Consider the following 14,227-nt stretch of genomic DNA (forward strand, 5'->3'; position numbering starts at 1 on the left):
AGGTAGAAAAATTATACCGCATTTTACAGATTCTATTCATTCTCTACTTCTCTTGGATTTATGAAAAGAGGCATTATCCAATAACACCTTGACCAGGCTCTAGTTCCTTGATCAGAAATTTTTCTACCCAAGCTTGGAATAATAATATCTCGTAAGATCCGTTAAACCCATTGGTGCTATGGGCGTGTTATTAACCAAACCGGCAATATTATTTGTTCTTTGATACTATTTCCCACTCTTTTTTCCAACCAACTTTTCACTTTTTCTTCTCCAGCCTTCTGTACTTGCACATAGCCATATCAATGTCGCTTTCATCAATATTTTCTATGCCACATGCCTATCGCTGATAAACTTATTTTAAATAGTTGCGATGCTTCAATATATCCGTTCCCCTCATCTAAATATTCTATTCATCTTTGCCTTAAATCGTTGCGGTAGCTCTTTGTCGCTTTCCTTTAATTGCACCCAATTCAACCTAAATTACTATAGTTTACGTTCAGATTGTGAAATCATAATATTAATGATAAATACGAGTCAAATCAAAAAAATCTTGAAGTGTTAACAAAGATTATAAAATAAGAGCTACAGAATTCATTTTCAAATACCATTTTTCACTCCAATTATTATTGTTACAGGAAACGTAAAATTTAAATATCTTTTTTTTCGAAAAATTACTAAATCTTTGCTTTAACGTATTTTCCTATCTTACAGAATTATTAATTTTTTTGCAGATCTAGAAAAAATATACTAAACCCTTTAGAATTAAGAGCGCGTTAAGGAGGGACACAATGTATAGTATTGCGTTATCCATGCTTTTGGGAGACAAAGTCAAATGCTGGGGGTTGATTTTTGGTGTAACTTTTTCTACTTTACTGATTACACAGCAAATTTCCATCTTTGTTGGTTTAATGGCTAGAGTTTCTAGCCTCATTTTATCTATTCCAGAGGCTTCTGTTTGGGTAATGGACCCTAGAAGTGCGTATATAGAAGAAATACATCCTCTTCCAGAGATTAATTTACAAAAAGTGCGCTCAATTCGTGGAGTGTTGTGGGCAGTTCCTTTTCACAAAAGTACTGTGTCAGCCACCACAAAAGACGGGCGTTTACACCAAGTACAGATAGTCGGAGTGGACCCCTTTAGTTTTTTGGGAATGAACAAAGCACTAACTCATGGGTTTTTAGACCATTTGCGTCACCCTTTAAATGGAATTTTAGATACCAGCGGATATCAAAGGATTTGGCCCTCTTCTGCAACGCACCTTCCTAAAATGCTTACTGTTCAGCATCATCGTCTTTCAATCCAAGGATTATGTGAATCAAGACCTACTTTTTTTTCTTTTCCCCTGCTTTACGTCTCCTATTACACGGCAAAGTCTATGATGGCAAAAAAATCTTCGCCTTTATCTTTTATTTTAGTAAAAGAAAGGAACGGAATTAGCCCGCAAGCTTTGGCAAAAAAAATTACGAAGAAAACAGGACTTCAAGCAATTACCCAGAGCGCATTTTCTGAAAAAAGTATTAGGTATGTTTTAAAACGCACAGGAATCCCCATAAATTTTGCTATTACGATTCTTTTGGGAGCTTTAGTGGGAGGTGCCATCATCGCTCAAACATTTTATTTATTTTTTATGGAAAATTTGAAACAGTTTGCTGCTATGAAAATTATGGGAGTTTCCAACGCAACCCTAACGCGCATGGCTTTAACGCAAGCAGGATGTGTAGGAAGCATAGGATACGGCCTTGGTGTTGGGCTTACTGCGTTGTTTTTATGGTCTCAGCGTAATGCACCAGCGTTTAAGGGGTTTTTTCTACATTGGCAAGTACTAGTAATTAGCTTTACGGTCGTCACTGTCGTTATTTTACTTTCTATTGCGTTAAGTCTTAGGAAGCTTTTTAAAATAGATCCCATTATGGTTTTCAGAGGAGGATAATAAATGAGCGTTGATCTAAAAAGTTGTATAGAGTTTTTTGATGTGTCTAAATCTATTCAATCGGGAGATCAAACACAATGGATTTTAAAAAATGTAAATGGAACACTTCACCCAGGACAAATTATTTTGCTTGTAGGGCCTTCTGGGTGTGGAAAAACTACGTTACTTTCTATTCTTTCTGGAATTTTGTCTCCTACAACAGGAACGGTTAAGGTATTTGGTCAAGATTTAGGAAAATTATCAGAACAACAAAAAACGGTTTTTCGTCGTCATCATATGGGGTTTATCTTTCAAAATTACAACTTAGTTCCATCTCTTAACGTAGAGCAAAATGTCTCTATTCCGCTTCTTGCTCAAGGAATGCGTTCAGAACTTATCGCCTTGCGAGTAAAAAAAATTCTTTCTTTGTTGGAAATGGAATCCTTCATGCAGTACTATCCTGAGCAGCTTTCAGGAGGGCAGCAGCAAAGAATAGCCATTGGACGCGCGTTAATTCATGAACCCAGATTTATTTTATGCGATGAGCCCACTGCGGCTTTGGATGAGGCTTCAGGAAAAAATGTTATGATGCTTTTAAAAAATTTAGCATCATCCTCACAAAGAATTATCTTAGTTGTGACTCATGATAATAGGATCTATTCTTACGGAAATTGTATTTTAGAAATGAAGAATGGATGTATTGATTCTTGTGTTTTTAGCACAAAAAATTAAAACAGTTATTCATTTTGAAAATCATTGATACATAATCACTACAGAGGTAGTCTAAAATGATTAAAAAAAAATTTTTGATCAAACGCAGAAAAGTTTACGTTCTAGTAAAGAAATGATGAATTTTTAAAAATTCTTTTGTACAAAACCAAAGAAAAATTTTGATAAGGGGTATAGACAATGAGGCAGGTTATAGCGTATAATAATGAAACGATCCTCGGTAGCTCAGTGGTAGAGCATGCGGCTGTTAACCGCCAGGTCGCTGGTTCGAATCCGGCCCGGGGAGCTTGTTTTTTCTTTTTTTTAAAATTTGTTTTTTTTGCATTAAATTTCTTTTTTTTGAGCTGTTGTAGTTCAGTTTTTACTCCTCAAGTTCAGAAAAAGCTTTCTAGAGTATACGTTGATATAATTCCAGAACGCTCGGGAGAGCTTCTTCGGTCTTCTTTACAGCGCATGCTTTGTAGTTCTGAATGTCCACAGGATTACACTTTGGAAATCAATATGGAAACGTCAGAGCGCGCTCTGGAAATGGGGGAAGACGCTAAAATTACTTTAATGCATGTTGTATTAAAAGCGTTTTTTACACTGAAACATTGTCATAAATCTATATACCAAGGTCAAGCAGTAGCTTATTATTATCGTGCGTTAACTCCATCTTTTTATGGGCAAACCTCAACTCAGTTTTACATTTCTCAAGAAGGAGCACAGCAATTAGCTCATCAAATTTTCTTAAAATTGGGGAACTTTTTTTCACGAACTAAAAAATTACAACAAAACAGTACAAAAAGTTTACGATGAAATAAGACTAAAAAAAAGACATCAATAAAAACGATCTAAAGTTTTTTGCGTACTTAAATGTATGGTAGCTTTGTCATCTCTTTGGTAAATTTTGTTCACAACTTCATTTTTTTACTAACCTTTATTTTAACTAAAGTCTAAAAGACGATGAAAAAAAATACTTTACGAACACAGTTACCTTACATGTGTAGTATATATCTTTCTTCTTATAAGATCTGTTCGCAAAATTCTTTCTGTTACACCAATTCCGATTGCTAGATAATCATATAATCATTGCCTTTTAAGAAAAGGGGAAGTATATCATAGGTGTATAGTAATTTAGGTTGAATTGGGTGTAATTTTTTTATTAAAATAAAAGGAACATGACAAAGCGCTACGGCAACGATTTAAGACAAAGGGGAATGAAGAGGGAGATTGAATGTAATATACTATAAAATATCCAATTCAACCTAAATTACTATATTCCAATAACGCAGGGGTGCTCTGATAAAGGCAAGCGGTGTTATGGCTCTCATGGATGGGGTAACAAATGCCATAGGCGCTTTAATTGGCAAAGCTATAATTGCAATTGGTTTGATATTTGGCTTGCAAATGGGGGTGCATCTTGGGTGCAGCAGATTTTATTACCAAACTTTCCAAAAGAAAGCGGTAGTGTTATGGATAATGCCACTTTACATAAAGGAAAAGCTATGCAAAAGATGCTAGAAGATGCGGGGCATAGTTTGCTTTATTTTCCTCATTATTTCCCTGATCTCAATCCAATTGAGAAAAAATTGGCCCAAGCAAAACATATAAGAAGAACATAAACTTGTTCAATTGATCACTTATTTCTATTCCATTTCTTGCAGTTTTTTTATACTGATTTAGCTATGCAATCCTTGAAAACCACTCCAAAAATTATATTTTTTTATCGCAGAACATTCATCAAGATCTAAGGGGCGTCCTCAATTGAGTTGATTTTTTCTGTATTTTTTGAAAATTTAATAAAAATGCAAAAGAAAGGTGTATTAAATTAAACGTTATGGATTGCGGGATAATTAGTGGAACAAGATAAAGAATCTTTTTCCTGGAAAACAAGAAGATGCAGCAAAGGATAATCGCCTATTTGTGGAAGCTGTTTTGTATCGCTATCGCACAGGAATTCCGTAAAGAGATTTTTCAGAACATTAGATCTCTTCGGAAACCATCATTTAGGTAACTCCATATCGTAAATAGCAAAGATGAGGGGGAATCTTAGTCCTAATCTTTTTCGTCTATTTCTATATTTATCTGCTATGATTTTACATCGCTTAATCATTCCTGTGATATTTTCATTGGCTCTCCTTTTGATCGCGAGTTCTTGATTCTTCTGCTTATCCCCTTGTGTTAAATTGGGAGCCTTACTTTTCTTTTTTGGTAATTCGGATTTGCGATGCATCTTTTGTATCCCTTGATGTACTATAGGTGCAGTAGTTTTGTTAACAGCTAATACTGATGGTTTTGGTACAGCAGATTTTACTACCTAATCTACCTACAAAAAGTGTGAGTGTTATGGACAATGCTTCTTTTCATAAAGGTATAGAAATGCAGAAAATTATTGGAGAGCTCTGGTCGTACATTACTGTACTTACCTCCTTATTCACCTGACTTGAATTCTATTGAGAAAAAGTAGGCTCAAGCTAAGCATATGCGAAGAACCACAAATTGTTCGATTGATCAAATATTCAATACTTATCTGTGACTATTTTATATGATATTATATACAATTGCTTCATCATAGTTTTGTTTTTGTGTACTTAGTAATAAAAAAAAATTTAAATAAAGCTTTTTTTATATTTTATGTGTATTATATATAAAAAATGAATAACAATAAAATGAATAGTAAAAAAAAAAATATTTTTATTATAATAGCTATACTAGGATTTTCAAATTTCGGATTTGGGTTAATGGTTCCAGTTCCCCAGTTTTCTACACCAGCGTTGTGCTTAATTGCTGATGGAACAGTTAAGTCTTTAGAAACAAGTACGCCCCCAACTTGTTTTACTCATCCATTCGGTTATGCGTGTTGGCCTGGGGGAAGGTTTTATCAACTATCCTCTGGAGGAACTTTTAGTATTCCTGGTCTGGCAGTGGGAAATTCGGCTTACGATTCTATCATCGACACGTGTAAAAACATGGGGGGAGAAATAGATGAAAATCTTATGTCAATAATTTATGCTAAAGATTTTGGAACACCAGGCACAAAAGTAGGAAATTCAAATTACATTCAAGATCTAAAGGATAAGAAAAAAGGGAATAAATTTATTCCTGTTTACAACAATACTGCTGGTGATCCGAAGCGTCTTTTTATAGAAGGTACAAAAAAATATCCAGTACTTAATTTAGATTACAATGGAGTAATGGCAGATAGTGAACTTCAATCTTTTAGTAACCTTGCCATAAATCATGCTTATTCTCTTGCAGTACAGCACATGATGGATAAGGCGAAAAAAGTTCTAGATTCTGGTACTAAGGTAGATTTAGTGAATTTAAAAAAACAGTTAGACGGGATTGCAGCGATTAGAGCTCTTTTTGAAAAAAATACAAATTTTTTTATTAATAATCTTGGAAATGTAAAAGAAAATGCTTACGGAAAAACACTTGATAATGTGGCGGAAGTTTTTGTTTATACTAGTCAGAACAGTATCGGAGAAGGTAAAAATAATACAGATTCTACTAAGACAGAAAAAATGCTAAATTTATGTGAGCAATCATTAAAAGATCTAGATTCTTTTATATTGGAAAAAAACAAGGTGAGATCTATATTTGAAAACATGATGAATTTGGCAAAACAAATTCCAGGAAGCGAGCCTCGCGATGCAGATGATATGATAAAAAACCCAAGAAAGTACACAATTCCCGTATTTCTAGTTTCTCAAGCTTTTAAAGGAAATTTAAAAATGATGAAGCTATTTTTGGAAGTAGATGTGTTCAAAAACCAATTATTGGCTGCAAAAAATAAACTACTAGCGCTTAAATCTGTAAAAGAAAATTTTTTTAAAAAATTAAATAAAAAATTTTCTGAATTAAATGATACGATTTCTGCTCTTGTAAAAAAGAAGAAAACCTTTGAAAAAGTTGTAGATGATTATATCGTAAAAAAGAAAAAACAAGATACAGATGGTACAATAAAAAAAAATTTTGAAGAGCTGCAGAAAGATATTGCAGATGCTGCACAAAGTTATGGAACTCTTGTTAAATCAATACAAGAAGTTCAGTCTGTTCAAGATAGTGAATTCAGCACAGCTCTTGCAGGACAGCAAAAGCGGTTACCTCCTTTGGAAAAAACGATACAAGGATACATTGCTTACAAAGATGGTATGGCAAAGATGGTAGAAAGTGCTTACCAAAAAGTACAAGATGAAAAAAACGCAAACTTAGCAAAAGTAGTGCAAGAGGTACAAGATCATATAAACGAAACTAATACCCTTCTTAATCCTATTATAGGGCTTCTTAATAATCAGCAAAGCGCCGATGAATTATGGCAGAAAAATTTTCAAAGAATTGGAGTTTTATTGAATTTACTTTCAAAAGATAAGGCTAATTTGGATAATTTGTCTGCAACTCTTGGTGCTGATGATGTAACAATAAAAAGTTCAATTATTTCTTTAAATTCTTCTGTTTTTACAGAAATTCAAGCAATAAATGAGGTGCAAAAAAGAATAGTTCTTAGTAAAATTTACGGAACTTATGTTGAAGCAAATTTGCTAAAAAAAAGGATGACAGCAGATTCTAAAGATGATCAAAAGAGTTTTAACGCAGTGTGGGAAAAATATTTGCAAGACGGGAATACATCACTTGTTTTTTCAGAATATAATGATATTGTCTTACAGAAAAATAGAATTAAAGGAGTGTTATCGCAAAGTTTAGGTATTTTAAATACAATGGATAAAAGCAGTCTAGACGTTCAAAATCTGATAAAAGAAGTGGGACTTCTTCTTACACCAGTAGATGCAGAAACTACTTTAGATAAAATATTTGAAAACAACGTGGTTAGTAAATTAAAAGGCAAGGGACTTTTATGATATACGTTTCAACACATTTAAAAATTAATATCTCTAGAATGGGGGGCGCGCGTAGCCTATACGTGACTTATATTGTAATATCTTGATGTAGAAGAATAATTACTAATGTGGCGCACTGCTTGCCAAATTTATTTTTTTTTCGTATGCTACAATTCAGTACTGTGGTGAGAGGGTTCATGTCTAAGTTTGTGCGCTATAGTGTTCGCATTGTGGTGGCCGTTACGTTTTTTAGTGTTAAGGTTTTGGCAATTCAAAGCTTTAAGTTGGCAGAGTCAAGAATAGAGGATTTTTTTATAAAAAGCGGGCTTAAGCGGTCCTCCTCTTCTTGTGATATGGATGAGGTCAAGGCCGGGGCAACGTTTTTAAGTATTTTTCGTTTACTAGTTGATGAATATGTAGATCGTATTGGTCCTAAAGAAATGCAAAAAATGTTAGAAGGTGCTATTCAAGGAATGCTTTCTTCTCTGGATCCTCATTCTGGTGTTGTTCAGCAGAATCTTCTTGAAGAAATGGAAGGGGAATTTGGAGGGCTTGGTATTCAAATTTCTCCAGTTCCCATTAAAGGTACAGATCGTACCGAGCTTACCATAGTTTCTATTTTAGAAGGAGCCCCCAAAACTCCTGCGCAAATTTCTGGACTTAAACCAAAAGATGTTATTGTGGCAATAGACAGTACTTTTTATGATCGTTACGATGAGGCTGTGAAAAAAATGCGGGGGGCTCCCGGAACAAAAGTTGTGCTAACGATAAGAAGAAAGCTTTCTGATAAGGAAAAAATTTTTAACGTTTCTTTAACCCGATCTTTAATTAAGGTGGATTCTGTTAAATATCATCTTGAGCCGAATAGCAACGTCGGATATATTCGCATCGGTGTTTTTGACGCCAAGACCGGAATTTTGGTTGAAAAAGCTTTACGAAGTCTTTATAAAGAAAATCCAAAGTTAAATTCTATTGTTATTGATTTACGCAATAATTATGGAGGGTATCTTGATCAAGCCATAAAGGTAGCCAGTTTGTTTTTATCATCTGGTGTTGTGGTAAAAGTAAAAGATAAAAAGACCGTTCGTGAACATTCTGTTGTTCCTGGGCATGTTATTGTGGGGAAGGGGGGGGTATACGATGCCGCTTTGCTTGTTTTGGTGAATGGATATTCTGCTTCTGCTTCAGAAATTTTGGCAGCTGCCCTAAAAGACCACAATCGTGCAATCGTTGCGGGGCGAATGACTTTTGGGAAGGGATCTGTTCAAGAAGTTAAGGTGCTTGACTCTAAGTTGGCGTTTAAGTTTACTTCCAGTAGGTTTTATTCTCCAAAGGGGCTTCCTATTCAAGGGTCTGGGGTGATTCCTCATGTTATTTTTAAGACGCCTCATGATACATCAGAGGAAAGTAAAGTAGAGATTAAGGAAAGCAATCTTCCAGGGTCTTTAGAAAGAAAGCTGTTAGATCAAAGTGTAGCTCCTTCAAAGGAATCTTCGAAAAAAAGTTCTTCAAAAAAGGGTAAGCCTTCTGGGTATAGAGTTCCTGTTGAGCGCCCTATTCAAGTTGCAAAACAACTAATAATTCGTAGCGAAGAAAAAAATGATGGGGGGGGAGAGTCCACAGAAATGGATTACGAGCTATTGCAGGCTATAGATTTAGCAAAGGCTTTGGGATATCAATTTGAACAATATAAGATGAGGCAGGGGCGTGAAAATAAAAAGTAAGATATGGGGGGTCCCCAATTTTATTTCGTTACTTCGTATAGGGCTGACGCCGATTATTTGTTCGCTGTTATTGGTTCAATATGTGCACGCCAGAGAGTATGCTCTTATTATTTTTATTATGGCGTGTTTTACGGATTATGCGGATGGATATATTGCAAGACATCAAAAACAAACTTCTCAATTTGGTATGGTTTTAGATCCTTTTGCGGATAAGTGCTTAATGTGCTCTGTTTCTTTTACTTTAATGTATGCACAGTTTTGCGATGTTAAGAAGTTTTTGTTCCTTTCTTTAATGATGCTTAGAGATACGGCGGTTGGAACGCTTCGAAGTTTTGTGGGACATCGGCGCGTTCCTGTGCATAATTACGCTAAAATGAAGACTACGTTTCAAATGATGGGGATTGCTGCCATGATTTCTCCCAGCGCTTACGGAGATTTCATAGCATCGTGGTTGTTGTTTGTTAGTTGTGGTATCAGCCTGTACACGGGGGGAATGTATTTTTCTCAAGTATTTAAGCGATTTTAAAGAAAAAAGTTAAGAATTTTTTTTGCTGTTTTTCCATTTTTGTAATTGATCTTTTAGACTGCCTTTTCTTTTTTGGTTGTATACAAATCCTGGAAATTCTTCTTGGATAAGGTTCATATACTTTTTTAGCTCTACCTTTAATTGATTGTAATTAGTGGCTATTTGGCTGAATCTTTCGAAGTTGTCAGAAGAAAAACGAAGATTTTTGGAAGAATCTTTAGAATTCATTTTTTGATTTTCTAAAGCTTCTTCGTAATTTTTTTTGCACTGTTTTAATGAAGATATTAATTTTTGTTTTTCCTCTTCTATCTTATTTTTAGTGTTTTCGATTCTATGAATGTCTGTTGAGTTTTTTATTTGTTCAGCCTTAAATTGCGTTTCCAGCTCTTCAGTGTAAGATGTGCATGCTTCATAGTTTTCTAAAAGATTTCCAAATAAATCATTTGTGTTTTCAACATCTTTTCTTAGTTCTTGAATAGTTGTTTCTAAAATGCGCTGTTCTTTATTTTTTAGACTGATAAAATTTTCCAATTTTAGAACTATATCATCCAATTCGTTAATGAAGGAATTTTGATCTTTCTCAGAACTTTTACCAGATTTTTCGTTCCATTGAGTTTCAGCGTTTAGAGATTCTAAACCTAAAAACGTAATAGCTATAAAAAATAGAAAAATTTTAATCATCATTGGTGTATTCCTTCAGATTATTGCTCCTGACATTGCGTTTTAGATAACTGTGCTTGTAATGATTCTAAATTTGCCCGTAGATCTGTTATTTTTTGTTTCATATCCATGCAAGATAATTGACTATCAGTACTGGATTGGTCGGTATTTCTTTCTTCAAAGATTTTTTTAGATTTCTCACGAGCTTCTTCATATTGCTTATTTCTAATTTTCAGCTCTTCGATACGTCTTTTTCTTTCAGCATTTGTGTTTTTTTTTAATTCTAAATCCTGTGCAAAAACAGATTGAGTCGCAGCTGCTGCTTTGTTTAATTCTTCAACCTTTTGTATTGCAGTATCAAGGTAATCATTTGATTTTTTGTTCTGATCGTTTTGTATCTTAACGTTATGATCAATCAATTTATTCATGTCTTCTATTTTGGTACGCATAGATTGTTTTAGAAGCGCATACTCTTTTTTTAGTTCGTCAAGTTCTGTGCTTGTATCAGTGATCTTTTTTTGGGATTCAGTATAATCTTTTTCTGATTGTGTTCTTTTTTTCTCTAAATTTTCAATTACAATTTCGTTTTCTTTTTTTTCTTTTTCCAATTTATCTATTGTTGATTCTGCGTGTTTTTTTAAAATTTCGAGATCATTTACATAACGCTCTAATTTTTCAACCTCAAGACGATTCTCTGTGTTGTCTTTTTCAGAGTGTTCTAGCTTTAGCTGTATTTTTGCAACTTCCTCCTCAAGTACCTGTTGCATCTCTTCGAGCTCAGTATTCGCGTTTTGTGAATCGTTTAACAGTTGTATATAATTTTTATTAGTTTCGAGTGCACCAGCTAATTCTTCGTCAAGCTTTCTTTGCTTTTCTTCGCTAGTTATTCTAGATTCTTCTGCTAATGTGGCTTGATCTTCAAGAGTTTTTATTTTCTGTTCAAGCATTTGAATAATTTCTTCACCTTCTGCAAACAACGTGTTTACTGGAAATGCCAACAAAAGCAGGATAAGATATTTTATATTTTTCATAACTGACTATATGTTTCAATTTATACAAGTAATTATATTTTGAAAATAATAAAAAAATACTAATTTTAATTTTTAGTTTAAAAAATAATTTATTTACCGTTTTAAACGGGCTTAATATTAGGGTGGGGGGAATGCTGAATCTAAATAATCCAAAGAAACGAAATAGTCTTTGCATTTAAGTCCTATTTTTTTTAGTAATTGACTTTTTGTGAAAAAAACTAGCTGATCATTCCATAAGCCGTTATCTTGTGGGGATGGAGCATAGCAATACCTTTTTCCTTCTTGTGTATTCATATGTTTACATTGGGAAAGTTCTTTAAAGTGTTTTTTAAAAGAATATTCAGACGGTCCATGGCTGATTAAAATTAAAATTATTCCATCTTCTTTGCAGTATTCGGTAATAGATACTTCTTTTTCTATTAATGTTAACGTTGATTTTGTTTCTAATACAAACTTACACAACTCAAGAGCAGAAGTGTTTTTTACTTGATATTCTGTTAGGCTGGGTTCTACAACAAAGCTTATCCAGTTTCCAAACCCGTCTTTTGCAACCTGCTCTGAAAGTCCCAACGTTCGAAAAGGGACTAATCCTTTCCAGCAGTGTCCACAGTGAAGAAGCTCTACGCCTTGGGTTTCGTAAGATGCAGGGCAGGGGAGACGCTTTTCTCGTAAAACAAACCACCCTATGGCATCTAAAATTTGTTTTTGATGGGCGCGGGTACATGTATTTTGTTGTTTTTTAAAATATCCTCTTAAAAGAGCTCCTCCCACTCCTATTAAAACTCCTAAAACGCTTAAAACGATACAAAGCTCTATTAACAAAAATCCACGCTGGGTGCGTTTACAAAAAAAGGATTTAATTAGACACTTTATCATATAATGGTTTACGCAAAGCGCGCCTGAAGAGATTTGAACTCCTGACCTTTGCCTCCGGAGGGCAACGCTCTATCCGCTGAGCTACAGGCGCTTTTCCTTAACCAGTATAATGAAGTTTTCCGGGGGTATCTAGGGGGCTGAGTAAAAATTACTTAATAATTTATGTATTCCTATAAATTCAAGATGAAATTTTCTATACCTCCTGTCTAAGAACAGTCATTATTTCTAGATCATCACTGCAAAATGAAGTATTTAAAACATTAAGTAACCTTTGGTATTCCTTTTTGAATAAAATCAAGAAAAATAAAACAAGGTCAAAATGGGGATGCAGAAGATCTTGTCTTTTCTACTGAATATCATATAGGGGTGGCTTTGTTTCTTCTTGAATATCATACAAAGGGTCATTTGTTTCTTCTTGAATACACAAGGGGCCTAGGTCTTGTGCTTTGTCTTGTGCGGTAGTTTCATTTGTCCCCTGGGCGCAAGATTCAAGATCTTTGGCTTTTCCCATCACGTTGTGTTTTAAAATATGACACGCTGCCCCAAACGTCTGACTGCTTTGCTGAAGTTGACGATGGGCTTGATCGAATTTAGTTTCTAGACGGTGACACTGGTGAAGAAGTTGATTTGCTATTTCCATAATTTTTTGAGTTTGCTGAGCTAAACGCTCTTGACGCCATCCATAAGCAATGGTTTTGAGTAAAGCAATCAAAAGGCTAGGGCTGACAAGAACTATTCCTTTCTGACTTGCCCATTCTATAAGCTCTGGATTGACAGAAAGAGCAGAGCTAAGAAAAGGATCTCCTGGAAGAAAAAGCAGAACAAAATCTACGCTTCCTGGTAAATGTTTGGGATAGTTTTTTTCTGATAGTTTTTTTACGTGATGCATTAATAATCGCGTGTGCTCTTGAAGCTTGCTTTGATAAATTTTTGTATCTAAAGCATTACAGGCTTCTAGGTAGTGAAGAATGGGGGTTTTTGCATCGATAATAACAAAACGAGACTCTGTTAAATGAATGACAACATCTGGCCTTAATATGGTATTTCCTTGCTTTAGAACAAACTGTTCTTCAAAATCGCAATGGTTTAGCATTCCAGAAAGTTCTAGAACGCGTCTAAGCTGAAGTTCTCCCCATGATCCACACACATGGGGAGATCGTAGTGCAGTAACAAGATTTTGTGTCTGAGTCCCCAATTCTTTTTGATCTTGACGCATATGTAAGATCTGAGATTTAAGCTGTTCATAGGTGGAAAGACGCTCTTGTTCTATTCCTTTTAGATGCTGAAGAACTTGTTCAAGAGCTTGACCCAAGGGGTGCGCGGCTTGATGGATAAGATGCTGGTGTTCTTTTGATTGCGCCTGGTTCCATTGCTCTACTGCGGGTTTTAAAACAGAAAGACAAGTTTTTTGAAATTCAGAAAGCGCTTGATGGTAAAGAGATTCCATTGTGCGATTTAAAGATTCAGCATTCTGAGATTTTTCTATGGTTTGAGCTTGTATCTTGTCTTCTTGTATTTTATAAAGTTTTAATGCTTCTCTTGCAATATGCAAATCTTTTTGACAAAGAAGTTTGCTTTTGTATTCTTTAAGATACATTCCAAGACCGATTCCTGCTCCAAATATCGTTCCTGCAATGAAAGTTAGGATTTCAGTGCTCATGGCTATTATTAAAATATTAATATCTTTTTAAAGGTAACATAATTTTTTTAAGTTTGCTAAAAAAAGTAAGAACCTGTCTTCACAGTTAAGTCACCCGACGAATCAGTAGCATTGAATGGGGGATCATAACGCTGTGTTTTTCCGATTGAACGCCTATTTCATACTCCTTGGTTAATCGCCTAAAATGATTTAGCCAAGCAAGTGTTCTCTCTATCCCTTGTCTTTTCGCTAAAATTGCCCAGCCCGGCGTAATACGTGCAAAAATCTCTACGGTCTTCTTCAATAGACCTC

The 14,227-nt window shown here is 34.7% G+C and carries 11 protein-coding genes, 2 tRNA genes and 3 pseudogenes; 9 read left to right on the forward strand and 7 right to left on the reverse strand.

Annotation, left to right across the window (positions count from 1 at the left end):
- Positions 1–788: 788 nt before the first annotated feature.
- From K737_RS02170 to K737_RS11000, 6 genes and pseudogenes are all read left to right on the forward strand, one after another.
- Positions 789–1,931 carry an ABC transporter permease gene (locus K737_RS02170; RefSeq protein WP_006297674.1) on the forward strand — a complete coding sequence of 381 codons (1,143 nt, stop codon included), beginning with the start codon at positions 789–791 and terminating at the stop codon, positions 1,929–1,931.
- Positions 1,932–1,934: 3 nt separating this feature from the next.
- The gene (locus K737_RS02175; RefSeq protein ID WP_006297676.1) at positions 1,935–2,642 is read left to right on the forward strand and encodes an ABC transporter ATP-binding protein; all 708 of its coding nucleotides are present in this window, start codon (positions 1,935–1,937) and stop codon (positions 2,640–2,642) included.
- A 211-nt stretch (positions 2,643–2,853) separates the two neighbouring features.
- Positions 2,854–2,925: transfer RNA gene (locus K737_RS02180), tRNA-Asn, on the forward strand.
- Between the two features lie 53 nt (positions 2,926–2,978).
- Complete coding sequence (locus tag K737_RS07715) at positions 2,979–3,437, forward strand: hypothetical protein (RefSeq protein ID WP_075260322.1); 459 nt, start codon at positions 2,979–2,981, stop codon at positions 3,435–3,437.
- 608 nt (positions 3,438–4,045) lie between these two features.
- Complete coding sequence (locus tag K737_RS09955) at positions 4,046–4,243, forward strand: transposase (RefSeq protein ID WP_006297678.1); 198 nt, start codon at positions 4,046–4,048, stop codon at positions 4,241–4,243.
- A gap of 244 nt (positions 4,244–4,487) precedes the next feature.
- Positions 4,488–4,583, forward strand: a pseudogene (locus K737_RS11000) (IS5/IS1182 family transposase); the annotation flags it as partial.
- 40 nt (positions 4,584–4,623) lie between these two features.
- Here K737_RS11000 and K737_RS10490 read toward each other — a convergent pair.
- Positions 4,624–4,872: pseudogene (locus K737_RS10490) on the reverse strand (IS5/IS1182 family transposase); the annotation flags it as partial.
- Between the two features lie 403 nt (positions 4,873–5,275).
- On the opposite strand from K737_RS10490, the gene K737_RS02200 reads away from it, so the two are divergent.
- The 3 genes from K737_RS02200 to K737_RS02210 all read left to right on the forward strand — a co-directional run bounded on the left by K737_RS02200 (position 5,276) and on the right by K737_RS02210 (position 9,709).
- Complete coding sequence (locus K737_RS02200; RefSeq protein WP_152531047.1) at positions 5,276–7,480, forward strand: hypothetical protein; 2,205 nt, start codon at positions 5,276–5,278, stop codon at positions 7,478–7,480.
- Positions 7,481–7,656: 176 nt separating this feature from the next.
- Positions 7,657–9,183, forward strand: a complete 1,527-nt coding sequence (locus tag K737_RS02205) for a S41 family peptidase (RefSeq protein ID WP_006297682.1) — start codon at positions 7,657–7,659, stop codon at positions 9,181–9,183.
- The gene (locus K737_RS02210; RefSeq protein WP_006297684.1) at positions 9,167–9,709 is read left to right on the forward strand and encodes a CDP-alcohol phosphatidyltransferase family protein; all 543 of its coding nucleotides are present in this window, start codon (positions 9,167–9,169) and stop codon (positions 9,707–9,709) included. The genes K737_RS02205 and K737_RS02210 overlap by 17 nt, the downstream gene beginning before the upstream one ends.
- A 9-nt stretch (positions 9,710–9,718) precedes the next feature.
- On the opposite strand, the gene K737_RS02215 is transcribed toward K737_RS02210, so the two are convergent.
- From K737_RS02215 to K737_RS11010, 6 genes and pseudogenes are all read right to left on the reverse strand, one after another.
- Positions 9,719–10,393 carry a coiled-coil domain-containing protein gene (locus K737_RS02215; protein WP_006297689.1) on the reverse strand — a complete coding sequence of 225 codons (675 nt, stop codon included), beginning with the start codon at positions 10,391–10,393 and terminating at the stop codon, positions 9,719–9,721.
- Between the two features lie 17 nt (positions 10,394–10,410).
- A complete protein-coding gene (locus K737_RS02220) occupies positions 10,411–11,400 on the reverse strand; it encodes a coiled-coil domain-containing protein (protein ID WP_006297695.1) in 990 nt (329 codons plus the stop codon).
- 117 nt (positions 11,401–11,517) lie between these two features.
- Positions 11,518–12,276, reverse strand: coding sequence for a type II secretion system protein (locus K737_RS07730; RefSeq protein WP_006297696.1), 759 nt, complete (start codon positions 12,274–12,276; stop codon positions 11,518–11,520).
- A gap of 18 nt (positions 12,277–12,294) precedes the next feature.
- Positions 12,295–12,367, reverse strand: a tRNA-Arg gene (locus K737_RS02230).
- Positions 12,368–12,622: 255 nt separating this feature from the next.
- Positions 12,623–13,936 (reverse strand): DNA recombination protein RmuC, encoded by a 1,314-nt coding sequence (locus K737_RS02235; RefSeq protein WP_006297697.1) that lies wholly within the window; start codon positions 13,934–13,936, stop codon positions 12,623–12,625.
- A gap of 85 nt (positions 13,937–14,021) precedes the next feature.
- A pseudogene (locus K737_RS11010) lies at positions 14,022–14,227 on the reverse strand (IS5/IS1182 family transposase); the annotation flags it as partial.

The organism is Holospora undulata HU1, from assembly GCF_000388175.3.
Taxonomy (GTDB): Bacteria; Pseudomonadota; Alphaproteobacteria; order Holosporales; family Holosporaceae; genus Holospora; species Holospora undulata_A.